The sequence below is a fragment of the Streptosporangium sp. NPDC049046 genome (assembly GCF_040649155.1).
GTDB lineage: Bacteria > Actinomycetota > Actinomycetes > Streptosporangiales > Streptosporangiaceae > Streptosporangium.
Genome location: NZ_JBEZEZ010000001.1, coordinates 134,159 through 159,898 on the forward strand (window position 1 = coordinate 134,159; position 25,740 = coordinate 159,898).

Annotated in this window: 10 protein-coding genes; 3 read left to right on the forward strand and 7 right to left on the reverse strand. The window is 72.0% G+C overall.

Features of this window, described 5'->3' with window-relative positions; genetic code table 11:
* The first annotated feature begins 48 nt into the window (after positions 1–48).
* From AB0B96_RS00580 to AB0B96_RS00590, 3 genes are all read left to right on the forward strand, one after another.
* The gene (locus tag AB0B96_RS00580; protein WP_362895269.1) at positions 49–5,289 is read left to right on the forward strand and encodes an amino acid adenylation domain-containing protein; all 5,241 of its coding nucleotides are present in this window, start codon (positions 49–51) and stop codon (positions 5,287–5,289) included.
* 202 nt (positions 5,290–5,491) lie between these two features.
* Entirely contained in the window at positions 5,492–11,134 is a 5,643-nt protein-coding gene (locus tag AB0B96_RS00585; RefSeq protein WP_362895271.1) for an SDR family NAD(P)-dependent oxidoreductase, read from the forward strand.
* On the forward strand, positions 11,131–11,340 hold the full coding sequence (locus tag AB0B96_RS00590) for an MbtH family NRPS accessory protein (protein ID WP_350948187.1): 210 nt from the start codon (positions 11,131–11,133) through the stop codon (positions 11,338–11,340). Before AB0B96_RS00585 ends, AB0B96_RS00590 begins: the two co-directional genes overlap by 4 nt.
* 231 nt (positions 11,341–11,571) lie before the next feature.
* Here the strand turns inward: AB0B96_RS00590 and AB0B96_RS00595 are convergent, their stop codons facing one another.
* The 7 genes from AB0B96_RS00595 to AB0B96_RS00625 all read right to left on the reverse strand — a co-directional run bounded on the left by AB0B96_RS00595 (position 11,572) and on the right by AB0B96_RS00625 (position 25,710).
* On the reverse strand, positions 11,572–16,140 hold the full coding sequence (locus tag AB0B96_RS00595; RefSeq protein WP_362895273.1) for a molybdopterin-dependent oxidoreductase: 4,569 nt from the start codon (positions 16,138–16,140) through the stop codon (positions 11,572–11,574).
* A gap of 217 nt (positions 16,141–16,357) precedes the next feature.
* A complete protein-coding gene (locus AB0B96_RS00600; RefSeq protein ID WP_362895275.1) occupies positions 16,358–17,227 on the reverse strand; it encodes a DUF3037 domain-containing protein in 870 nt (289 codons plus the stop codon).
* Positions 17,224–18,033 (reverse strand): HipA family kinase, encoded by an 810-nt coding sequence (locus tag AB0B96_RS00605; RefSeq protein WP_362895277.1) that lies wholly within the window; start codon positions 18,031–18,033, stop codon positions 17,224–17,226. Before AB0B96_RS00605 ends, AB0B96_RS00600 begins: the two co-directional genes overlap by 4 nt.
* A gap of 397 nt (positions 18,034–18,430) precedes the next feature.
* A complete protein-coding gene (locus tag AB0B96_RS00610; RefSeq protein WP_362895279.1) occupies positions 18,431–19,468 on the reverse strand; it encodes an LLM class F420-dependent oxidoreductase in 1,038 nt (345 codons plus the stop codon).
* Positions 19,447–20,358 (reverse strand): thioesterase domain-containing protein, encoded by a 912-nt coding sequence (locus AB0B96_RS00615; RefSeq protein ID WP_362895281.1) that lies wholly within the window; start codon positions 20,356–20,358, stop codon positions 19,447–19,449. Before AB0B96_RS00615 ends, AB0B96_RS00610 begins: the two co-directional genes overlap by 22 nt.
* Before the next feature lie 85 nt (positions 20,359–20,443).
* Positions 20,444–25,306 carry an amino acid adenylation domain-containing protein gene (locus AB0B96_RS00620; protein ID WP_362895283.1) on the reverse strand — a complete coding sequence of 1,621 codons (4,863 nt, stop codon included), beginning with the start codon at positions 25,304–25,306 and terminating at the stop codon, positions 20,444–20,446.
* Complete coding sequence (locus AB0B96_RS00625) at positions 25,303–25,710, reverse strand: acyl carrier protein (RefSeq protein WP_362895285.1); 408 nt, start codon at positions 25,708–25,710, stop codon at positions 25,303–25,305. Before AB0B96_RS00625 ends, AB0B96_RS00620 begins: the two co-directional genes overlap by 4 nt.
* Positions 25,711–25,740 lie beyond the last annotated feature (30 nt).

The window sequence follows — 25,740 nt, forward strand, 5'->3', positions numbered from 1 at the left end:
GTGAATACTTGGCAGGGCAAAAACCCTGTTTGGGGCTATGGGGGGTGGATGCTCGAAGCGATGCGGGGGGACTCGTCGTCCGCCTCTTTGCCCGGTCCGTCATTCACCTCACCGGCTCCCGCGCCCGTCGCCTGGACGACCGGGCCACCCCACATCGCCCCGGACGCGCTGCTGTGCGACCTGATCGTCGCCCAGGCGGCGCGTACGCCCTCCGCGCCGGCGATCCGCCAGTGGGACGCCGGCCTCACCTACCGCGAACTGGTCGACGCCGCCACCACGCTCGCGCTGCGATTACGTGCCCTCGGGGTGGGCCCTGAGGATCGGGTCGGGCTCTGCGCCAGGCGCACACCGCTGATGACCGTCGCCGCCCTCGGCATCATGATGGCGGGCGGCGCGTACGTCCCACTCGACCCCGCGCATCCACGCCGGCGACTCGACGAGGTCCTCGACGACGCGGGCATCGCGGTCGTCGTGGCCGACGGCCACGGCCGCACGATGCTGGACGGATGCGGGCGCCCCCTGGTCGAGCCGGAGACGGGCGTCGCGGCCGTGTCCGAAATTACTTCCGGAACCGCCTCCGGGCCCTCTGCCGTAACGGGGACGGGAAGCGGCGAGAACGTCGGCGGCGGTCCTGCGCTGCCGGGGAACGCCGCCTATGTTCTGTACACGTCCGGATCGACCGGGCGGCCCAAGGGCGTGGTGGTGAGCCACGCCTCCGCGGTCGCGTTCGCCTCCGCCGCGACGGCCCACTTCGGCCTGGACGGCACATGCCGGTCGATCGCGTTCTCCGCACTCGGCTTCGACGTCTCGGTGCTCGACATGCTCGCGCCGCTCACCGTGGGCGGCTGCGTGCAGCTGGTGCCGGACGAGGACAGGACCGACCCGGCGCGGCTGCAGCGGTTCCTGGAGGCGCACGACGTCACCTGGGGGTTCATCCCGCCCGCGCTGCTGCCGCTGGTCGACCCGGCACGGCTGCCGCACCTGCGTGACCTGATCACGGCCGGGGAGCCGCCGGGTCCCGAGCAGGTGGCCCGCTGGTCGGCGCACACCCGTTTCCACAACTGGTACGGCCCCACGGAGACGACCGTCTGCGTGGTCGGCACCGAGCTGTCGGGGACCTGGGAGCGTTCGCTGCCGATCGGGCACCCCCTGCGCGGCTGCCGGGCGCACGTCCTGGACGAGGACATGCGCGAGTGTCCCGTCGGCGTCCCCGGCGAGCTGTACATCGGCGGGCCTCAGGTGAGCCGCGGCTACCTGGGCCTGCCCGGCATGACGGCCGAGAGGTTCGTACCCGACCCCTTCGAGTCCGCGCCCGGCGCGCGGCTCTACCGCACCGGCGACCACGTCGCCTGGCAGGCGGACGGCCGGATCGCCTTCATGGGGCGGCTGGACCGGCAGGTGAAGATCCAGGGACAGCGGGTCGAGATCGGCGAGGTCGAGTCGGTGGTGCGGGCGCACCCAGAGGTGACGCAGGCGGTGGTCGACGCCCCAGGCGAGCTGGTCGCCTACGTCGCGCCGCTGGACGCTCCCGGGCTCGCGGCCCTGCGGGTGCACTGCGCGGGACGGCTGCCGATCTACATGTTGCCCACCCGCGTGGTGCACGTGCCCGCCCTGCCGCTGAACTCCTCGGGCAAGGTCGACCTCGCCGCCCTGCGCGACCTCGCCGGGCAATCCTCAGGCACCTCCCGGAACACGACCGGCGACCGGGACGGGGACACGGCCGGGAACACGGCCGGGGGTACGGCCGGCGGCGCGACCGGGCTCTCGGAGCTCTCGGGGCTGGCGGGGATCTGGGCACGGGTGCTCGACGCGCCTCCCCCCGGCCCCGACGACGACTTCTTCGAGCGCGGCGGGCACTCGTTGCGGGCGATGCGCCTGGTGTCGGCCATCAGGGCGGAACTCGGCAGGGACGTCTCGGTCGAGGACGTCTACACGGCCCGCACCTACGGCGCCCTCTCGTCCGGTGTCGAGAACGCCCCCTTCTCCGACGTCGAGAACATCCTCTCGTCCGGCGTCGAGAACGCCGGCGCGCAGGACGCCGCGCCGGCGGGAGAGACCCCGTCGGCGAGGACTTCGGCGAGCTCGGCGGGCTCGGCGCCCCCCACGCTGTCGCCCGCGCAACGACGCATGTGGTTCGTGGAGCGGCTCGCCCCCGACACCCCCGCCCACAACATCGCGATGGCCGAGCGCCTACGCGGCCCGCTGGACCACGGCGCGCTGCGCAGCGCCCTGGAGTCGGTGGTGGCGAGGCACGAGACGCTGCGCTGGCGGATCACCTCCCGCGACGGCGTGCCCCACGTGTCGGTCGTCCCGCCGGGCGAGGTGCCGCTCCCGCTCGACGACCTCTCGGCGCTCGCCCATCCCGAGGCCGCTCCGGAGACGACTCCGGGGAGCACGTCGAAACCGGCTTCGGAGCGCGAGCCGGAAGCGGTTCCTGAGACCACGCCGAAGACCGCTCCGGAGAGCACACCGGAGGCGGCTCTGGAGACCGCACTGCAGAAAGCTCTTGAAACGATTCTGGAGACGGAGGCGCGGACCCGGTTCGACCTGGCGCGCGATCCGCTGCTGCGGGCCAGGCTGATCCGGCTGGCCGACGACGACCACGTGCTCGCGGTGACCGCGCATCACATCGTCTTCGACGGCTGGTCCCAGGACGTCTTCTACCGGGACCTGAGTGCCGCCTACCGCGGCGACCTCCAGGGGCCGACGGGTGCGTCCTTCGCCGACTACGCGCGCTGGGCGAGGGAGCGGTCGGACGGCGACGGGGTCGACTGGTGGCGTGAGCACCTGAAGGACGCCCCGATGGTGCTCGACCTGCCCAGGGACACCCCGCGCCCTCCCGTCCAGACTTTTTTTGGAGCGCTCCGAACAGCGGAGATTGACACCGAGACCGCAGATCGTGTCAGGAGGCTCGCGGTCCGGCTGGGGGTCACCCCGTACCCGGTGCTGCTCGCCGCCTTCGCGCAGCTGCTCTCCAGGCTGTCCGGGCAGCGGGACCTGCTCGTCGGCACCCCGTACGCCGACCGGGGGCACGTCGCGTTCGAGTCGCTGATCGGCATGTGCGTGCGAATGCTGCCGCTACGGCTGCGTCAGGACCCCGGGGTCTCGTTCGAGGAGCACGTGAGGCGCTGCCGCGACGAGCTCGCCGAGGTCGTCTCCCACGGCGACGTACCGCTGGAGCGCGTCGTGGAGGCGCTGCGCGTCCCGCGCGACCTGGGACGCAACCCGGTGACGCAGGTGCTGTTCAACATGTACAACTTCGCCGAGGCCAAGCTGGACCTGCCCGGGTGCGTGACCGAACCGCTGCCCGCCGGGCTGCCTGGCGCGCTGTTCGACCTGACGATGTACGTCAGCGAGCGCGGCGACGGATACGCCCTGCAGCTCGTCTACAACCCCGACCTGTTCTCCGCCGCCAGGATGGACGCCCTGCTGGCCGGTTACGCGCACCTGCTGGGCGACCTGCTCGCCGACCCGGGACAGGCGGCGCGCGAGGCCCGGCTCACCCCGGGAGAACCGGCCGCCGCGCTGCCGGTCTGGGACGGTCCCGGGCCGCTGGACACCCTGCACGGCGACGTCGTGGCCGAGGGAGCGGGGCGGACCCTGGGACACGCGGAGCTCACCATGCTGCGCCACCGTACGACCTCGGCACTGCGCGCGGCCGGGGTGCAACCCGGCCAGGCGGTCGCGGTGCTCGCCGCGCGGGTCCCCGAGCTTCCCGGGCTGCTGCTGGGAGTGCTGGCCGCCGGGGCCCGCTGGGTGATCCTCGACCCGGCGCACCCGGCTCCGGTGCTGGCCCGCCAGGCCGCCGCCGCCGGCGCCGTGGCGGCACTGCGCTGTCCGGGCGCGCCCCCTCTGTCGGGTCTTCCGGAGATCGCGCTCCCGGAGACCTCGCCGCCGGGAACCACGCCGCACCCCGAGCGGGGCTACCTCTCGCTCACCTCGGGGACCACCGGCGACCCCAAGCCGGTGGTGACCGGTGAGGGGCCGCTCGCCCACTTCGTCGCCTGGTACGCGGCGACCTTCGCGGTGACCCCCGCCGACCGCTTCGCCCTGCTGTCGGGCCTGGCGCACGACCCCGCGCTGCGCGACGTGTTCGTACCGCTCGCCACCGGCGCCCGGCTGTGCGTGCCGGAGGGCGAACTGCTCCGCGACCCCGTCCGGCTGGTCGCGTGGCTGCGCGAGCACCGCGTCACCGTGGCGCACCTCACCCCGCAGCTGGCCAGGATGCTCTGCGGGACCGGCGCGGTGCTGCCCGAGGTGCGGCTGGTGGCGACCGGCGGCGACCGGCTCACCCACGCCGACGCCGCGCGGCTGCGCCGCCTCGTCCCCGCCGCCCGGCTGGTGGCCTTCTACGGCACCACCGAGACCCCGCAGGCCCACGCCTGGTACGAGATCCCCACCGGGGTGCGTGAGAGCGCCGAACCCGTCCCCGCCGGACGCGGCATCGAGGGCAGCGAGCTGGTCGTGACCGCCGAGCACGGTGGCCGGGCCGGGGTGGGTGAGCTGGGCGAGGTGGTCGTCCGCAGCGCCAACCTGGCGAACGGCTATCTCGACGCCGAACTCACCCGGCTCCGCTTCACCGGTGACGCCTTCGCCACCGGCGACCTCGGCCGCCTCAACCCCGACGGGACCGTGACGATCGCCGGACGGCGCGACGACCAGGTGAAGATCCGCGGCTTCCGGGTGGAGCTGGGCGAGGTGGAGGCGGCCCTGTCGGCCCACCCCGAGGTCCGCGCCGCCGTCGCGGTGGCCGACCGGGACGAGCGGCGCGAGACGGTGCTGCACGCCTACGCGGTGCCGCGCAGGCCGGGTCCGGCCCCGCCGGGGCTGCTCGACCACCTGCGCGCGGTACTGCCCGAGCACGCGGTGCCCGCCGAGGTGTTCGTGGTTCCCGCGCTCCCGCTCACCCCCAACGGCAAGGTCGACCGCGCCGCGCTGCGCCGGCCCGTGTCCCGGCCGGGAGGCGAGGCGGGCGGGGAGGTGTCCGGCCCGACCGAGCGGGCCGTGGCCGAGGTGTGGCGGGCCGTGCTCGGCGTGCCTCGGGTGGGGGCGGCCGACAACTTCTTCGAGATCGGCGGCCACTCGCTCGCGATCGCCGCCGTCCAGGCCCGCCTGGGCAAGGCCCTCGGCAGGGAGATCCCGATCGTGGACCTGTTCCGCCACCCGACCATCCGCGCCCTCGCCGCGCACCTCGACGGCGCAGGCCCCACCGCCGGCCTCGACCGCGCCGCACGGCGGCTCGCCGTACGGCGAGACCGCCTCAAGGACCGCTCAAGGAAGCCGAGCTGACAACCGCACGATCCCCCGTATCCGACCTCGAACCGACGTCCGCCCCCCTCCGGCCCTCGCGGCCGGACCGGACCCCGTCCCCCCGCCCTCTCCCGCGACCGGGGCGGCGCCCCGACCGGCGACCGCACGACGTCCCGCACCGCGAACCGAGCCACGAACCGACCCGCTGACCCGACCGGCGCCCCGGCAGACCGTCGAGCCGGTGACCGAACCGGCGACCCCGCCGGAGACCGAGTTGATGCCCGTCCAACCCCCCGCGCCGGAGCCGACCGCGACCGGCAAGGAAGAAAGGGACCCCCGCATGGCCGAGGAGCCCACCGTCGAACCGATCGCGATCATCGGCCTTTCGTGCCGGGTGCCCGGAGCCGGGGACGCCAGGCAGTTCTGGCGCAACCTCGCCGACGGCGTCGAGTCGCTGACGCACTTCACCCGTGAGGAACAGCGCGCGCTCGGCGTGCCCGACCACGTTCTCGACGACCCCGACTTCGTACCGGCCGCGATGATGCTCGACGACCACCAGGGGTTCGACGCCGCGTTCTTCGGCATGTCGATCAGGGAGGCGGAGATCCGGGACCCGCAGCACCGGCTCTTCCTCGAACTGTCGCACACCGCCCTGGAGGACGCGGGCTACGACCCGTTCAGGTATCCGGGCGAGATCGGCGTCTACGCCGGTTCCGGCTCGGACTTCTACCAGTGGATCAACATCAGGAGCAACGCGCAGGCCCACGCGAACGCGGGCTGGCTCGCCGTCATGGTCGGCAACCACGTCGACTACTGCGCCACGCTGTCGTCGTACAAACTGGACCTGCGTGGCCCGAGCTACACCCTGCACACCGCGTGCTCGACCTCGCTGGTCGCGATCCACGTCGCCGCCGAGGCCCTGCGCAACGGCGAGTGCGACATGGCCCTGGCGGGCAGCGCGATGCTCGACCTGCCGCAGGGCCAGGGATATGTGTACGACGAGGACGGCATCGTCTCCCCCGACGGCCACTGCAGGGCCTTCGACGCCAAGGCGGCCGGGACGATCTGGGGCAGCGGCGGCGGTGTGATCGTGCTGAAGCGGCTGTCGGAGGCGATCGAGGACGGCGACAACGTCCGGGCCGTCATCCTGGGCAACGCGATCAACAACGACGGCGCGGGCAAGGTCGGGTTCTCCGCGCCCAGCATGGACGGCCAGGCCGCGGTGATCGCCCAGGCGCTCGGGGTGGGCGGGGTCGACCCGCGCACGGTCACCTACGTCGAGGCGCACGGCACGGGCACCGCGCTGGGCGACCCGATCGAGGTCGCGGCGCTGAGCAGCGTGTTCGGCCAGGACACCGACGACACCCAGTGGTGCGGCATCGGCTCGGTCAAGAGCAACATCGGACACCTGGGCCAGTCGGCGGGCATCGCGAGCATCATCAAGGCGGTGCTCGCCCTGGAGAACGGTCTGATCCCGCCCACGCTGCACTACGAGAGCCCCAACCCGAAGATCGACTTCCCCAGGAGCCCGTTCTACGTGACGGGGACGCCCACCAAGTGGGAGCGCAACGGCTTCCCCCGGCGCGCGGGCGTCAGCTCGTTCGGCATCGGCGGCACCAACGCGCACATCGTGCTGGAGGAGGCTCCGGCACCGGTCCGCGAGGAGCGTGACCCCCGCCCGGCGCACCTGCTGCGGCTGTCGGGCAGGACCGACACCGCGCTCGCCGCCGCCTCCGAGCGCCTCGCCGCGCACCTGGAGGCCCACCCCGGCGTCGACCTGGCCGATGTCGCCCACACCCTGCGGGTGGGGCGCAGGGAACTGTCGCGCAGGAGCGCGGTGGTCGCCTCCGACGTCGCCGACGCGATCGCCGCGCTCCGCGACCCCAAGCGGACGATCTCCGGTGCCGCCTCCCGGCGCACCCCGAGCATCGCGTTCCTGTTCTCGGGGCAGGGGTCGCAGTACGCGGGCATGGGCGCCGAGCTGTACCGCGCCGAGGAGGTCTTCAGGGACGCGGTCGACGAGTGCGCCGAGATCCTGCGACCCGTGCTGGGCGAGGACCTGCGTGAGCTGATCTTCGCCACCGGCGAGGAGGCCGGCGAGCGGCTGCGGCAGACGGCGCTGACCCAGCCCGCCCTGTTCACCGTGGAGTACGCCCTGGCCGCGCTCTGGCGCTCGCTGGGCGTCGAGCCCGCCGGGATGATCGGCCACAGCATCGGCGAGTACGTCGCGGCGACCGTGGCCGGGGTCTTCAGCCTGCCGGACGCGTTGCGGCTGGTGGCCGCGAGGGGACGCCTGGTGCAGAGCATGCCCGCCGGAGCGATGCTCGCCGTGCAGCTCGCACCGGACGAGATCGGGCCGCTGCTGCCCGACGGCGTGTCGGTGGCGACCGTCAACGGCCCCGGGACGTGTGTGGTGGCCGGTCCTGGTGCCTCGATCGCCGAGCTGGCGGACATGCTGGAGGAGGAGGGCATCGGCCGGATGGAGCTGCGTACCTCGCACGCCTTCCACTCCTCGATGATGGACCCGATCCTGGGTGAGTTCCGCGCGCTGGTCGCCGGTGTCGAGCGGTCGGCGCCGAGCCTGCCGTTCCTGTCGAACGTGACCGGCACCTGGATCACCGCGGCCGAGGCGACGGACCCGTCGTACTGGGCGCGGCACATGCGCGAGCCGGTGCTGTTCGGCGACTGCGTGACGGCCCTGCTCGCCGAGGGCGACTGGATCATGATCGAGTGCGGCCCCGGCAAGCAGCTGGCGGGGCTCGCCAGGGCGCAGACCCCGCCGGGCGCGGTCGCGCCGCTGCCCTCCCTGCCCGGCCCCAAGGACGCCGCCGGCGACGTGGGCGTGCTGTCGGCCGCGTACGGCACCCTGTGGGTGAACGGTGTCGCGCTGGAGGCGTTCGGCGAGGAGGGGCACCGGGTCTCGCTGCCGACCTACCCGTGGGAGCGCCGGCGCGCCTGGATCGACCCCGACCCGCACGGGGCGTTCGTCGGCGGCGTGGCCAACCACGCGCCGGTCGAGGAGGACCTGCCGCTGGACCGCTGGTTCAGCGTGCCGGTGTGGCGGCAGGTCCCGCCGGGGCCGGCGCCCCTGTCGCCGGTCACCCGCGCCCTGGTCTTCGCCGACGACGGCTCGGCCGCCCTGGTGGACGCGCTGCGCGCGACGGGGGCCGAGGTGGTCGAGGTGAGGCCGGGCGACGGGTTCTCCGCGGAGCGCTCCGACGGCGTCTACACCGTCCGTCCCGCCGAGCGCGCCGACTACGACGCGCTGCTGGCGGCCGTGGGCGAGGTGCCGGGGCGGGTGGTCCACGCGTGGACCGTCGGCGATGAGCCGGCCGCCGGTGCCGAGGGGACCTGGCGGGCGCAGGACCGCGGCTTCTTCAGCGTGCTCGCGCTGGTGCAGGCGCTGACCTCGGCGCAGCCCGCCGACTCCACCGGCGGGGTGGAGCTGACCCTGCTCACCTCGGGGGCACAGGACGTCACCGGCGGCGACCTGCTCCGCCCCGAGCACGCGACCCTCGCCGGGTTCCCCCGGGTGGTGCCGCTGGAGACGCCGTGGCTGCGGGTGCGCCACGTCGACGTCGAGGGACGCGACTGGGTCAGGCACGCCGCCGCGGAGCTGGGCAGGAGGCCGGAACCGGACGAGGCGGGACTGCTGCCCACCGTGAGCATCAGGGGTGGCCGCCGCTGGCTGCAGCACTACGAGCAGCTGGAGGTGTCCGCGGCCGGGACATCCTCACCGGAGGTCGGCGGGCAGGCGGGCCCCCGGGACGGACAGGTCTACCTGATCACCGGCGGCCTGGGTGGCATCGGTGTCTCGCTCGCCGAGGACCTCGCCGCGCGGGCCCGGGTACGGCTGGTCCTGCTGTCCAGGACCGGGCTGCCCGACCGGGCGGAGTGGGACGCGCACGAGACCGGCCGCGCGGGCCGGGCGATCGCCGCGATCCGCAGGATGGAGGAGGCCGGGGCCGAGGTCCTGGTGCTCGCCGCCGACGTCACCTCCCCCGCCGACATGCGCAGGGTGCGGGAGGAGACGGTCGCCGGGTTCGGCCGGGTGGACGTGATCGTGCACGCCGCGGGACTGCCCGGCGGCGGCATGGCCGAGATCAAGGAGCGGGCCGCCGCCGAGGAGGTGCTCGCACCCAAGGTGATCGGCACGCTCGCGCTGCGCGAGGCCTTCGGCGACCTCGACCTGGAGGCCGTCGTGCTCTGCTCGTCGATCACCGCGGTCGCGGGCGGATTCGGCCAGGTCGACTACTGCGCGGCCAACAACTTCCTCGACGCGCACGCCAGGGGCGAGCACGGCTGGGGCGCGGCCACGGTCGTCTCCGCCAACTGGGGCAAGTGGCTCGAGGTCGGCATGGCGGCCGAGGTCGCCGCGCCCGCCGGGTTCGTGGCGCTGCAGCGCGGCGACCGGATCAGGGCCGTGGACCACCCCGTGCTGTCCGCCTGGCACGAGGCCGACGGCGAAGGGCTCGGCTGGGCCGGGGGCAGCCTCTCCCCCGACACCCACTGGGCGCTCGACGGGCACCGCATCTCCGGGGTGCCGGTGCTGCCCGGCACCGGTCACCTGGAGCTGGCCCGCTGTGCCGGAGAGGTGGTGCTGCCCGGCACCGGCGCCATCGAGCTGCGCGACGTGGTGTTCGTCGAACCGCTCTCGGTGGCCGACGGCGCCTCCGCCGAGATACGCGTGACGTTCAGCACCGAAACGGACGGCGCCGACTTCCAGGTGCGCAGCGTCATCGGCGGCGAGCAGCGCACCCACGCGCGCGGCACCGCGGCCAAGGTCGACGCCGGATCCGCCGGGCACGCCGACGTGGCGGCGATCATCGACCGCTGCACCCTCGCGTCCGACGAGCAGGGCGGGGTGCCGCTGTCCGGGCTGCTCACGCTCGGCCCCCACTGGGGTCACATGCAGAAGTGGTACATCGGCCAGAACGAGGCCCTGGGACTGTTCGATCTGCCGGAGGAGCTGTCCGAGGACCTGGACGGCTGGGGCCTGCACCCGGCACTGCTCGACAGCGCCACCTCCTTCACCTGGGTCGACGTCGTCGGCCACTATCTGCCGCTCGGCTACGGCCGCATCACCGTCAGGGACCGGCTGCCCGGCAGGTTCTGGAGCCACATGCGCTTCCGCGACAGCGGCACCGACGAGGTGCTCGCGGTCGACGTGACGCTCATCGACTCCGAAGGCACGATCGTCACCGAGATCTCCGACTACGTGCTGCGCCGCATCAACACCGACGCCGTGGTGGCCGGGGTGACGGCCGACGCCGGAGCCCAGCGGGCCGGCACCGGCACCGTCGCCGCCCCCGACTCCGGCGGCCAGGTCACGACGGCCGCCGGAGGACCCGACGCGGTCGGCATCCGCCCCGCCGAGGGCGCCGAGGCGTTCCACCGGCTGCTCGCCACCCCGCTCGGCGCGCAGGTGGTGATCGCCGCGACCCCGATCGCCGCCTACCTGGCCGGTGTCGGGTCGGTCACCCAGGAGACGGTCGAGACGGAGCTGGACCCGGCCGCCGTGTCGGACCGTCCCCGTACCGGCTCGGCGACCGACGACTACGTGGCGCCGCGCGGTGAGGTCGAGGCCGCCATCGCCCGGCTGTGGAGCGAGGTGCTCGGCGGCGAGCGCATCGGCGTCGACGACGACTTCTTCGAGCTCGGCGGCAACTCGCTCATCGCCGTGCAGCTCATCGCCCTCATCCGCAAGGAGCTCGGCGTGCGGCTGCCGATGCGCAGCCTCTTCGAGGAGCCCACGGTGGCCGGGGTCACCTCGCTGATCGAGCAGGCCCGTGCCACCACGCCGGCGGCGGAGACCGCCCCGGCCGCGAACCAGTCCACCCAGTCCACGATCCCCCGTCTCCCCCGCAGGAGTGAGCAGCAGTGACCGAATCCCTTCCCGACACCAAGGTCGTCCTCAACGACGAGGAGCAGTACTCCATCTGGCCCTCGGGCCGCGACAATCCGGACGGCTGGCACGACGCGGGCTTCACCGGCACCAAGGACGAGTGCCTGGCCCACATCGAGCAGGTCTGGACCGACATGCGTCCGCGCAGCCTGCGCGAGGCGATGAACGCGGGAGGGGCGGGATGACCGAATAGGGGGCGGACGTCTTCCCGTTCTCCTCCGGGTTCCGGGCGGGAACGAACGTGGTTCCCGCCCGCTTCGAACCCGAGTCCGCCGTCCACGACATCGGCGTGCTCATACCGACGAGCGCGCCGACCGGTCGATCCGCACCGGTCGGCGCATCTCGGATGTCCCGCTTCCCCCGGTGGTCCGGGCATCGGCCCTCGCGAAAACGAGGGCGGCGAGGGCGGCGAGGGCTCAGTACACGTCGCGCACGTAGCGTCTGCTCGCGGCGAGCTGTTTGACGTAGAGGGTGGCCTCGTCGTCGCCGAGGCCGCCGTGGGTGACGGCGATCTCGCGCAGGGTCCGGTCGACGTCCTTGGCCATCCGGCTGGCGTCGCCGCAGACGTACAGGTGGGCGCCGTCCTGAAGCCAGGACCAGAGCCGGCCGCCGTGCTCGCGCATGCGGTCCTGGACGTAGACCTTGGCGCGCTGGTCGCGGGAGAAGGCGAGGTCCAGCCGGGTGAGCAGCCCGGCGCGGTACGACGCGTCGAGTTCGTCGCGGTAGTAGAAGTCGGTGGAGCGGCGTTGCTCGCCGAAGAAGAGCCAGTTGCGGCCGGAGTGCCCCAGTGCCCGGCGCTCGTCAAGGAAACCGAGAAAGGGCGCGACGCCCGTACCCGGACCGATCATTATCATCGACGCGGCCGGATCCGCGGGAGGGCGGAAGTGCCTGTTGCGCTGGACGAAGACGGGCACCGGGGTGTGCTCAGGGCTGTCCGCGAGGAAGGACGAGCACACCCCCCTGCGCTCCGTACCCCGCGGGTTCTCGAACCGGACGACCGAGACCGTCAGGCTCACCCGGTCGGGGTCGACGAGCGGGCTGGAGGAGATGGAGTACAGGCGCGGCTTCAGGCGTTTGAGTACGTCCGCCCACTCCTGGGCGGTGGCCCGGACGGGAAGCTCACCGACCACGTCGACGGCCTGGCGGCCCCACGTCCACTTCGCCAGCTCGCCCCCGTTGCCCGGACGCAGGAACCGGGTGAGGTCGCGGTCGCGGGTACGGTCGGCGACGAACCTGAGCAGGCCGGGGGTGATCCTGGTGATCTCCAGTCGGCTCCGCAGGGCCTCACCGAACGGGAGGGGGCCGACGTCGGGGATCTCGACGATGTCCGTGGGATCGAGGCCGGTCACGGCGAGCCATTCCGCGACCAGGTCGGCGCCGTTGACCGGCAGCACCCCGAGCGCGTCGCCGGCCTGGTAGGTCAGCTCGCCCCCGGTGTCGAAGGTGAACCGCCGCACCTCCTTGGCCGACCCCGGCAGGCTGAGCAGCCGGTTACCGGCCAGGGGCGCGCCGAACGGCGCGGCCCTGCCGGACCCCGTCGACGACTCGGTGCCCGAGGGCACCGCCCCCGGCTCCGCTGGCGTCACCCCGAGACCCGGGGACGTCGGCTCAGGCCCGGACGACGTCGAGCCGGCGGCTGACATCGGACCCGGACCTGACGTGCGTCCGGGACCTGACATCGGACCGGAGCCCGGCATCGGACCGGAGCCCGGCATCGGACCGGAATCCGAGGGAGACGGATCGAGTCCCGGAAGTGTCGATCCGTGGCCCGAGAGGGCCGGATCGGAAGGTGAGAGCGTCGTTCCCGGCCCCGCGCGCGTGGGCTCGGGCGCCGAACTCGCCGGGGAGGAGGCGGAAGGTGTCGTCGGGGAGGGGACTGAAGGTTCGGCGAGGGCGGTGAGCAACCGCTCAAGCCAGCCGAGGGCCCGCGAGTGGTCGTCGGGCTCGCAGTCCACCCGGGGTGCCAGGCGCTGGGCGCCCAGCTCCTCAAGGCGCTGGTCGAGCCGCCGGCCGTGACCGCAGAAGTCGTCGTAGCTGGAGTCGCCGAAGGCGAGTACGGCGTAGCGCACGCCGTCGAGCCGGGGCGCGCCGGACCCGATGAGGGCCTCCCAGAACCCGACGCCGTTGTCGGGGGCCTCGCCGTCACCGAAGGTGCTGGAGATGACGAGCAGGTCCGCGCCACGGGGGATGCTGTCCGGAGCGCAGTCGGCCATGCTGATCAGCCGGGGGGCGCGCCCCGCGCCGGTCAGCCTGTCGGCGCTGGCGACGGCGAACTCCTCGGCGTTTCCGGTCTGGGAGGCCCACAGGACGACGATGTCGCGCGTCGGCGGCACCGGATCGCCGCTCGCTCGCCCGGGTGGCGGCGCGAGGGTCCGGGAGAACATCCCGGCCAGCACCCCGTTGATCCACGGGGCGTGGGCGGGATCGACGGGGGCGTGGTCCGGCAGGACCGGCACGAGCGTACCCGCGGACGCCGAACCGTCGTGAGCGGACCCCGCTCCCTCCATGGCGAACGCCGCGCCGTCGAGCGCCGACAGGAAACCGGCCATGTAGCGGCGCTCGTGGTCGGCGAGCACCGGCGGCGTCAGGTCGGCCACCCCGAGCAGACCGGCCAGCGCGGCGATCCGGGCAGGCCGGGAACTCTCCGGCGCGGTTCCGGGGTGTCCCTGGACCGCTGAGAACGCTGACGCCCCCGCGTACCCCGGAACCGCAGGGAACCCAGGGAACGCGGCAGTCCCGGCGTGCTCGGGGACGGCGGGGGATCCCACCCTCCCCGCGTGCCCGGAAACCGAGGAGGCCCCGTGCTCGGGAGCCACGGGGGACGCCTCGGAGGCGATCCTGGTGAGGGAGACCGCGCACACCTTGAGCTCGGGCTGGAACGAGATGGGATCGACGGCGTCGCTGGTGACCGCGTTGACGCTGAGATACTCGCCGAACAGGTCGTTCCAGTGGAACGGCGCGAAGCAGTTGCCCGGCATGACCCGGTCGGTCAGGCGGGCGGGCAGCACGGCCCTGCCGCGCCGGGAGGCGATCTCCACCAGGTCGCCCTCGCCGATGCCCTGCTCGGCGGCGTCGCGCGGGTTGATCTCGACGAAGGGCCCGGGGTTGAGCTTGTTGAGCTTGGCGACCCTTCCCGTCTTGGTCAGGGTGTGCCACTGGTGCTGCAGCCTGCCGGTGTTGAGGAGGAACGGGTAGGCGTCGTCGGGCAGCTCGGCGGCGGGCAGGTGCGGTCGGGGCAGGAAGGCGGCCCTGCCGCTCGGGGTGGCGAAGGCGAGACGCGGACGGCTGCCGTCGGGCCGGGTCAGCGTCGCCTGGCTGGTGCCGTCGTTGAGGTAGCGGACGGGGTTGCGTTCACCGCCGTCGGGCGCGCTCGGCCACTGGACGGGGGTCTCGCGCAGCCGCTCGTAGGTGACGCCCCGCAGGTCGTAGCCGGTCTTGGGATTCCACGCCCGCTTGATCTCCTCGAACACCTCCTCCGCGCAGGTGTAGGAGAAGGCGTCCTCGAAGCCCATCTCGCAGGCGACGCGGGCGATGATCTGCCAGTCGGGCAGCGCCTGTCCCGGAGGTTCCACGGCCTGCCGCAGCAGGGTGAGGTTCCGCTCGGAGTTGACCATCACGCCTTCTGTCTCGGCCCACATGGCCGCGGGCAGGACCACGTCGGCGTAGGCGTTGGTCTCGGTGGCGGCGAAGACGTCCTGGGTGACGACGAACTCGGCGGCCTCCAGGCCCGCGATGACGGTCCTGCGGTTGGCGACGCTGGCGACCGGGTTGGTGCAGATGATCCAGCACGCCTTGATCTCGCCCTCGGCCATACGGGAGAACATCTCCACGGTCCCCTGGCCGACCTCGGTGCGCAGGGTGCCGGACGGCAGATTCCACAGCTCCTCGGTGAAACGGCGGTCCTCCTCCACCAGCACCGAGCGCTGGCCCGGCAGGCCCGGCCCCATGTAGCCCATCTCGCGTCCGCCCATCGCGTTGGGCTGACCGGTCAGGGAGAACGGGCCGCTGCCGGGGCGGCAGATCGCGCCGGTGGCGAGGTGCAGGTTGCACAGCGCGTTGGTGTTCCAGGTGCCGTGCGTGCTCTGGTTGAGCCCCATCGTCCAGCAGCTCATCCACTCCCCCGCCGCGCCGATCCACTCGGCCGCCCGGCGCAGGTCGTCCTCGGGGATACCGGTGAGGTCGGCGACCGTCTCGGGGGAATAGTCCCGCAGGAAGTCCGGCATCGCCTCCCATCCCTCGGTGTGCCGCTCGACGAACTCGTGGTCGACGTGGCCGCCCTCGACCAGCAGATGGAGCAGCCCGTTGAGCAGGGCGAGGTCGGTGCCCGGCCTGATCCGCAGGAACAGGTCGGCCTTGTCGGCGGTGGCGGTACGGCGGGGATCGACCACGATGAGCTTGGCACCGGCCTTGACCCGCTCCATCATCCGCAGGAACAGGATCGGATGGCAGTCGGCCATGTTCGCGCCGATCACGAAGAACAGGTCGGCGCGGTCGAAGTCCTCATAGGAGCCCGGCGGGCCGTCCGACCCCAGCGACAGCTTGTAGCCGCTGCCCGCGCTGGCCATGCACAGCCGGGAGTTCGACTCGATCTGGTTGGTGCCGACGAAGCCCTTGGCGAGCTTGTTGACCAGATACTGCGCCTCCAGCGTCATCTGACCGGACACGTAGAACGACAGGGCGTCCGGCCCGTGCTCGTCCAGGATCCGCCGCAGCCCGCGAGCGGTCTCGCCGATCGCCGCGTCCACACTCGTCGGCGCGGGCTCGGCGCCCCGATCCGGCCTGACCAGCCCGCTTTCCAGGCGGCCGGGGGCGGCGAGCATGTCCGCGGTGGTCGCCCCCTTGGTGCACAGCCGACCGGCGTTGGCCGGGTGGCTCTTGTCACCGGAGGCCTTGACGACCCGGCGCCGCCCGTCCACCTCCAGGACGATCCCGCAGCCGACACCGCAGTACGAGCAGACCGTCTTCACTTTCTCTGACGCCGCCATAGGTCCCTTCTCCCTGAGCAGGGGCCCGTGACGCCCTCCGCCGAACAGCGGGGACACCAAAGCCGCATCGGGCGGATCCAACGACGGAAACATAAGAAACAGGCGTTACGTAGATGTCACATCTGTCCACGTCCGCCTGTTACATCCACATCACCGCCGATCTCCCCCGGCCACGCGACGCCGGCGGTGAACCCGGCCGGGGCGAGAAGGGCGTCGGTTACAAACGCCTCAAAAGCATCTCGGCGCGAGCGCCCACAGCTTCGACGTCATCGAGTGAGTGAACCTGAGCGGCCAGGCTGGCGAAAATTTCCTGAGCTTCCTCAAAGACATGTTCCTGCGCCGATGTCTCAGGGGGAGCGATGACCACCTGCAGGTCCACGTTCCTGTCGATTGTGCTGACTCGCTGATTGTTCGAGTCGATCACCCGAGCCTCATCGCCCTGACGGAGTCTGTCTATGGCGTATCCCCACGCCTTGACCTGCATGGACACCCCATCCAAGCTCGATCGCCTGAACGACCATGCCTGCGTCAACTGCACCGCGCGACCGTTCGCGATCGCAAAGTCCATCGTGTAGTTGACATGAGCGCCGACGAACACATGGGGACGGTGGTGTATCAACGACTCGTCGATGTCCGCACGATGGTAGACATCACGCAACCGACGAGTGAGGACGTCCTTTGTCACTCCCAGGCGGGGTTGGGTGACAGGATCAATGATCACGTGTTGGAACACGCGTTCCAGCGCCTCGCGGGCGTTGTCAGCCAGGATCGGCGTCGGCGGGCTGAGCTGAACAACGTTGCGATGGTCGTGGTGTAGCCTCTGCAACCACTCCTCGCCCAGAGGTTCGCCACCCTCTTCCATGAGCGCGCGATGCGCGTCGATGTCCGCACCAAGTTGCAGCATGAAGCTACCGGCGATCTCCAGCACCGCGACAGGCGCGAACTTGCGTATCCGGTCAGTCTTGCTGAGTTGACGGATCTCCCAGTCCCCCGTGACGGGATCTCCGGCTATCGCCCCGTAGTTGACGAACTCGCCCGTGCGTGGATCGGGAAGACACCTGATGATCGAATATAGGTAACGGCTCATCTTGACTCGGCCTCCCTTCCCATCAGTGCTCGAACGCGATCGGCAACAGCAGGTGCCCTGTACTCAAGGAACCAGCCGAGTGCCTCCAGATCGTCGTCACTAACTGGCCACGATGCTGGCACGCCACGCAGGACGTTGACGAGAGCATCACGGTTGATTTTCTCAAGTGCTGCCGCCACTTGCTCGACCGCCTCCTCGCTGAGACCATCCGAGGCGTCGGGGAGCTCGTTGGGTTCGTCGGCACACTGGATCAGGTAGGGCTTCTTCCACTGTCCATCGTTCGCCGGAAAGTACAGGCCATGATCATGGCTGTAGATGCTTTCGTCGTTTTCGAGGTCGTACAGCCACTGCGGGTCGCAGCCGAAGCACCAGTCCCATAACGCATACACGGCCACCTGTCGCCTCTGGTTGTCGTCTCGCGAACGGGAGGCCAAGACGAGACGGCGTTCGATCGCATTGGGGATGGCGAGGCTGGCGTGTGCGAGCCCTGCTTCAAGGTGTCCTTGCCCTACCGGCCAGCCGACGAATTCCTCAGGAATGCGGATGAGGCTGCTGTCACACACAGGCGCGCCGATCAGTCGACCAACACTCGACACCACATACTCGATAGCCACCGACATCCTGGTGTGAGCTTCGCAGGCGTCAACGCATTTGACCCAATAACGGCGATCATCATTGGCAACGGCCAGAAACGGGCTCGCGAAAGTGTTCCCACCCGGACTTAAGGGCATGGTCATAATCAAATCGTTGAAGCTGTCGTCTCGACTGCTGACCAGCCCAACCCAGTCCTCAAGCTCAGCCAACACGACCGCCCTTTTCTTAATCGACCCGAAGGGCTTGGCCTGCCGTAACCATAGAACAGCAGCGGTGACCCGTCACCTGATTTTGCCATACAAGAATCCACTGGCCTCACCTTTTCGAATTAACCGCAGGCGAGAGCGCATCAAATTTCGGTCGATCCACATTTTTTTCTTTTTCAGCACGTTAGATCATGATTTTTGTCGATCCGAACGGACGATGTAACCCTCAAGAGTCGCCACGAAAAAACACAGATTATCCAAGCGATATATCTAACACTCTAAATGGGTAAATAATCGAAAGAATGGTCGATTGCATCAGTGACGGCATCCCGCTTGGAGGGCAACCTGAGGCAGGCGCATCCTCTGCCATGGGTCGTACGATCCCGGCGGATCCGATGGGAACTCAGGTGACCAGGTCGGCGACGAGTTCCAGTTGTTCCAGGCGGAGGCGGAGGGTCGGGGTGACCAGGCCGACGACGAGGGAGGTGGCGCCCGCCTCGCGGTAGGCGGCGACCCGTTCGCGGAGCTTGCCGGGCGGCCCGCACATCGTCATCGCGTCGACCAGGCCGTCGGGGAGCAGCGACATCGCCTCGCCCTGACGCCCGCCCAGGAAAGCCTCCTGGACCGCCTCGGCCTCCTTCTCGAAGCCGAGGGAGCGGGCCAGACGGTTGTAGAAGTTGGTACGGCGCGAGCCCATGCCGCCCAGATAGAGGGCGAGCATCGGCCGCATCATGTCGAAGGCGAGTTCCTCGTCGTCGTCGACGAGGGTGAGGATCATCGGGGCGACGTCGAAGCCGTCCAGGGTGCGGCCCGCCCGTGCCGCGCCGGCGCGCAGCTGGGCCGTGCGCTCGGCGAGGTGCTCGGGCGGGAAGTGGATCGCGAGCCAGCCGTCGGCCAGTTCCCCGGCGAGCGCGGTCGTCTGCGGGCCCATCGCGCCGAGATAGACGGGAAGGTGTTTCTGGACCGGGGAGACGCCCAGGGACAGCTCCTTGCCCTGCCCGCCGGGGAGCGGCAGCGTCACGGTCTCGCCCGAGTAGCTCACCGGGCGTCCGGCCAGGGCGAGACGCAGCACCGACAGGTAGTCGCGGGCGCGGGCCACCGGCCGGTCGAAACGCTCACCGTGCCAGCCCTCCACGACCTGCGGTCCCGACACACCCACGCCCAGCCGGGCCCGGCCGCCGGAGATCTGGTCGATGGTCGCGGCCGTCATCGCCGCCACCGTGGGCTTGCGGCCCGACATCTGCAGCACGCCCGTGCCCAGCGCGATCCGCTCGGTCCGGCCCGCGATCCACGCCATCAGGCTCGCGGGGTCGGTGCCGTAGGTCTCGGCGGCCCACACCGACTCGTAGCCCAGCCTCTCGGCCTCGCGGACCAGGGTGAGGTGGTCGGCGGGGCCGAGCCCGGCACCGCCCCAGTAGCTCATGCTGTAACCGAGACGCATCCGATCTCCTCTGCGATGACGGTGGCGAGCAGGTCGGGGGTCTCCTCCGCCAGCCAGTGTGAGGCGTCGAGCTCGCGCATCGACAGCCGAAAGACGCTCTGCCTGCGCCAGCCGAGCAGCCCGCCGCGCGACATGGAGCCGTCGCGGCTGCCGTACAGGACGGTGACGGGTACGGGCAGCGGCGGCCCCTGCCGGTGCCGGTATCGGGCGAGCATCCCGAAGTCGGCGCGGAGTGCGGGTTCGAGGATCGGCCTGAGCACCTCGCGCTCGGCCACCTCCGCCGGAACCCCGCCCAGCTCGATCAGTTGGTCCCAGAACAGCCACGAAGGCAGGGCGGGCAGCCTGCGCAGCAGGAGCGTGACGTCCGGCGCGGCGAAGGACCCCACGAGCAGCCGCTGGGGCCACCGCCCTCCCGGCTCGGCCGCTGGATCCGGTCCGGCGGACTCCGGTGGCGGGCCTTCTGCGCGTACGGCGGGCCCGGACGACTCCGGAGGTACGGGTCCGGACGACTTCGGGCTCACGGTCTCGGATGACCCTGGGGGTACGGTTCCGGACGGCCCGGAGGCCGGGGTGAGTTCGGTGAGGCGACGGCAGACCAGGTAGGCCAGCAGCGCGCCGCTGCAGTAGCCGAACAGCGCGTACGGCTCGCGGGCGTTCGTCAGCAGGTCGCGGGCCAGGACGTCGACCAGCGCGTCCAGGTCCTCGACGGGCGGTTCCGCCAGTCTGGCCTGGCGGCCGGGGAGGTTCACCGACCACACGTCGACCTCGTCGGGGAAACGTCCGGCCAGGTCGGTGAGCGAGGCGGGACCGCTGCCCGCGTTGGGGAAGGTGTACAGGCGGATCCGGTCCCCCTGCCGCTCCCCCACCGGTACGAACCACGGCGCGGTCATCGCGTTCCTTCCGGTGCCGAGACGCCGGACTCCGGGGAGCCCGGCCCCGCGCAGGAGGCCGGGAGCCGTACGACGGGGATGGAGGTCACGAACCCGCCCCTTCCTGGATGAACGCGGCCAGCTCGGCCGGGGTGGGATGGTCGAAGACCGCGCGGACGTTGATCGCCCGGCCCGCGAGCTCCTCCAGTGGGGCGATCAGCCGTACGGCGAGCACCGAGTGCCCCCCGTTGAGGAAGAAGTTGTCGTGCTCACCGAGTCCCGGGCGGCGCAGTGCCTCCCGCCAGAGCCGCAGCACCCCCTCGGCGAGTTCCGAGCTCGCCGGGGCACGGGGGGCGGACGGGGAGGCGTCCTCGGGGACGGTGAGCCCCCGATAGTCGATCTTGCCGTTCGCGGTCGTCGGGAACTCCCCGGCCAGGACGATCCCCGAGGGGACCGCGTAGTCCGGCAGCCGCGTCCCCGCGTACCTCCACAGCTCCTCCCTCAGCGCGGCCTCGGTCTCCCCGTCGGGCAGGTCCGTGGGCTGCACGAACGCCACCAGCCGCTCGTCGTGGACGATGACGGCCGCGACCTTGACGGCGTCGTGGTGGTGCAGCACCGCCTCGATCTCGCCCAGCTCGATGCGGTGTCCGCGCAGCTTGATCTGGCGGTCGTCGCGGCCGAGGAGTTCCAGGGTCGCGTCGTGCCTGAGCCTGGCCATGTCCCCTGTCCGGTAGAAGCGCCCATGGCGGGGATGTTCGCCGAACCGCTCCGCGGTCAGCTCAGGACGGTTGACGTACCCTGCGCTCACCCCGTCGCCCGCCACGCACAGCTCACCGGGCACGCCCGGCGGGGCCTCGCGTCCGTCGGCGTCCCTGACGAAGATCCGGGTGTTGGCGAGCGGCACCCCGATCGGCACCGGATCGGCCGGGGGGCCGAGGATCTCGGCGGCGGTGGACCAGATGGTCGTCTCGGTCGGCCCGTAGACGTTGAACAACCGGCAGCCCAGGCCCAGCAGGTCCGTGGCGAGCGCGGCCGGCATGGGCTCTCCGCCACAGAGCACGACGCGCCCGGCCAGCTCGTCGCGCGCCTCGGGGGCGATGAGCCGCCACGCCGTCGGGGTGGCCTGCACGACGCGTACGTCCCGTGCCGCGATGAGTTCCAGGAACCTGCGCGGCTGCAGCTGGTCGTCGTCGGAGGCGACGACCAGGGTGCCGCCGACGGTGAGCGGGAGCATCAGCTCCAGGGCCGAGATGTCGAAGGAGGTCGTGGTGGACCACAGCACCGCGTCGGCCGCGCCCGCTCCCAGCCGGTCGGCGAAGTCGAGGACGAGGTTGGCCAGGTTGCCGTGGGTGACGGCCACTCCCTTGGGCCTGCCGGTGGACCCCGAGGTGTAGATCACGTAGGCGATCGACTCCCCGGAGATCGTCGCGGAGACCTCGGCCGCGTCCAGCGGTCTTCGCGACCCCTGATCCGCCTCGGCGCCGGACGCGGGGGCCTGCGGCATGGGGAGCACGGGCGTCTCCCCCGCCCAGGGAGCCTCGGAGTCGGCGACGACCAGGCGGGCACCGCAGTCCTCCACCTGGTAGGCCAGGCGCAGCTCGGGCTGGTGCGGGTCCAGCGGCAGGTAGGCGGCTCCGGCCGCCCAGACGCCGAGCACGGCGGCGACCATCTCCGCCGAACGGCTCAGGCCGAGCGCCACGATGTCGCCGGGGCCCGCGCCGTGCGCGACGAGGGTGTCCCGCACGGAGGCCGCCCAGTCGAGCAGCTCGCCGTAGGTGACCTCTCGGTCGCCGTCACGGATCGCCGTCACGGTGCGAGGCTCGCGGGTGGCCTCCGGATCGCCGTCACCGATGACCGCCTGGGCATCGCTCCCGCGCACGACCTCCGGGAGACCGTCACGGGTCACCGCCCCGGCACCGCGCTCGCGGCCGACCTGCCCGTCGCCGATTTCGAGGCTCCCGGTGCGGGTGACGATCCGCTCCAGCAACGTGGCCGGTCCTTCCCAGGTCCGCGCGGTGTCGTTGAGCCGGTCGAGCAGCCTCCGGTCGTCCGCCGAGAGGGAGTCCAGCTCCCGCTGGGGCCGGTGCGCGTCCTTCGCGGCCCGCCGCAGCAGCGCGGTCATCCGCGCGACGAACGCGGCGATCTCTGCCTCGTCGTGGACCTCCGTGCTGTGCCAGACCCTGAGCGTGAGCCTGCCGGGCTCCTGCACCGCGATGCACTGCAGGTCCAGGCGGCTGCGGTCGAACAGGTCCTCGACGTACTCGGGGACGGAGCCCAGGATGCTCACCTGGTCGTCGGTCCACGGCCGGTAGTTGAACATGTGCCGGAACAGCGGCACCCTCCAGTCGCCGGTGCCGTGCCCGCGCTCGACCAGCACCGCCTCCACCGAGGCGTCCGCGTGCTCTACGCCCTCGAAGAAGACGTCCTCGACCCGTCTGACCAGGGCCGCGAACCCCTCCTCCGGATCGGCGCGCACCCGGATCGGCAGGGTGCTGACGCCGTAGCCGACATGTCCGCGCATCGCGGCCGTCCTGGTGGTGACCGGCATCGCGGCCACCAGCTCGGGACCGGCGCCGTGCGCGCGCAGGGTGAGCATGAACGCGGCGGCGAGCACGATGTTGTCGGTGGTGCGCAGGCCGGTTCGCAGCGTGTCGAGCGCCCGGCGCGTGTCCGCGTCCACCTCCCAGGAGCAGGTGTGCCCGGCGAAGGTGGGCCGGGCGGGCGACGGCCTGCTGCCGGGGAGCACCATCGCGGCCGGGTCGACGTCCCCGAGCCTGTCGAGCCAGTAGTCCAGCGACTCCCGGGAGGCCGCTTTGGGCTCCAGCATGGGCGCGGTGCCCGCGAGCGCGGCGGGGAGCGGCTCCTGGCTCGTCTGCGCGTCGTAGAAACCGCCCAGTTCCTCGACGAGGAACTGCATCGAGGTGGCGTCGATCACGATGTGGTGCGCGACCAGGCAGACCACGCTCCCTCCGCCGTCGGGCAGCGCGAAGTGCCCGGCCCGAAAGAGCAGGTCGCGGCCCAGGTCGAAGGGTTCGTCCAGGAAACTCTGCAGGTCGGCGACGAGCGTCTCCGGCGTGGTCTCGCCGTTCACCAGCTTGATCTGCGCGTCCTTCGGGGCGGTGAGGTGCCGTACGGGCGCGCCGTCCACCTCGGGAAACCGCAGGCGCAGCGCCGGGTGCCGCTTGAGCAGGCGGTTCACCGCGATCTGCAGCGGGAGCCTGCGCAGCGGCTGCCGGGTCCTGAACGCCACCGCCAGGTTGGACACCCCGCTCGACCCGGCGAGCTGCTCCAGCACCCAGAACGAGTACGGGACCGCCTCGGGCCTGCGCAGTGGCTCCGCGGGCTCCGGCAGGCCCTCGGGGAGCCGTGACGCGCTCTCGCGTTCCCGCGCCTCGGGAGCCGGCGACGCATTCCCGCGTTCCCGCACTTCGGGAGCCGGTACGGGAACGGGCGTCACCTCGGCGGGGCGGTGCCCGCCGGGGACGGGCAGTCGCTGCAGAGGGTGGTCGGGGTCGAGCGCGACCCAGTCCACCGGACAGCCGAGCGTCCACAGCCGGGCGAGCGCCGTGAGCAGACCCCGGCGGTCGTCCCCGCAGCGGATCGTCTCCTCGCCCGGCGATATTCCCGCCGTCCCTGCCGTCCCTGCCGTCCCTGCCGTCCCCGTCCCCGCCGCACCGAGCAGGAGGGACGGCGCGCCTCGTGCGCCACCGGCCTTCGGTCCCGCTCCCGCCTCGGACGAGGGGTCCTGCCCCGCGACCGTCCCGCGACGGGCCTCCACCTCGTGGAAGGCGTATCCGGGCACCCGCTCCGGCGCCGCGTCGGCGGCGGCCACCCTGGCGATCGCCTCGTCCAGTTCGAGCGTTCCCGAGAAGGCGGCGGCGGTGAGTTCTCCGACCCCCTCCCCCGTGCACCCTCCGGGGGTGACACCCCAGCCGGTCAGGGTGGCCGCCAGGGAGTAGGTGACCGCGAACGTCACCGGGTCGTCGTCGCGCTCCCCGGCGAGCCAGGCGTCGCAGAAGTCGACGCCGTGCCGCTCGAAAGCCTCCAGGCAGATGTCCATCGTCTCGCTGAACAGCCGCTCGACCCCGTACAGCGAGGCCCCCAGCCGACCGGCGCCGCCGGCGGGGAAGACGAACCGCACACCCGTCCAGGCCGCGTCGCGGGAAGGCGGCTCGTGCCCGGCCGTTTCCTCGGCAGAGGCCGTCCGCGCGGCGGCGAGGGCGGCGGACGCCTCGGCGGGGGTGGTCGCGACGATCGCGCCCCGTACGGGATGCGGGGTGCGGCCCCGCTGGAGGACGGCCACGGCGTCGGCGAACCGGTCGGGGGCGAGGGTGGCGAAGAATCCCGCCAGGCCTTCCCGTACGGCGTCGGCCTCCTGTCGGTGCCGTCCCGACCAGGCGACGACGCGGGGCCGGTGGTCCGCGGGGAGGTGGACCGGCGGGAAGCCGTCCTTCACCGTCAACGGATCACGCGGACGCGCGGTCGGTCCTCCTGTCGGCGATCGGCCGCCGGGCCCGCTGCGGGCGGGACCGGTGCCGGGCCGGGAAGCGGTCATCGGGCCGGTCGCTGTGTCGGCGACCCGGTCGGTCACCGGGGTGGTCGCCGTGTCGGCGACCACGTCGAGAGCCGGATCGGCACCCGGGTCGGTCGTCGTCTCGATCACGGCGCGTACGAGGTCGCCGTCGAGGAGGGCGTCGTCCAGGCGCCTGAGCGCGATCGCGGTTCCCCGTTCCGCGACGGCGCCGAGGCTCGGCCCCGAGACGGTGATCGCGAGGTCGCAGATCCCCAGGGCGAGGGCGAGGCAGGCGGCCTCGGCCGTGTCGTGGACGGCGAGCACGCCCGGTGGGCGCGCGGGGCCGTGTCCGGCGTTCTCCATCGTGGCCTCGACGACCTCGATCGGGACGGGACCGGGAGAGAGCGGGGCACGCGGGCCCATACCGATCACCGCGATCGGCGCGGTCCTCGTCACCGAGACGACCCGCCGTCCCTGCGGATACGGGCGCGCACATCCCTGCGGCTGCCTCCCGTGGGGCGCGGGCGCGCGGGTTCGCTCCTGACGGGTTCCTGCGCGCCCGCGACGAGGCGGCTGAGCGCCCGTACGTTCGGCCGGGCGAACATCGCGGTGACCGGGATGTCGATACCGAGCGCCCCGGTGATGTCCGCGTGCAGCTCGACCAGCGCCATCGAGTTGAGCCCGGCTTCGAAGAAGTTCTCGTCGGGGTCGACCGTCCGGCCCAGGCGGGCCTCGATCATTCCCGCGACCGTGTCGGCGGCCGACACCCGCTGCCCCGGGCGACCCGGTTGGCCTGGAGGCCGCCCCTCGTCCTCCTCGTGTTGCCGCTCCGCTCCCACCGGCCGACTGCCCTGGATCATCCGGCGCCTTTCGTGAAATTTGTCTGGTTC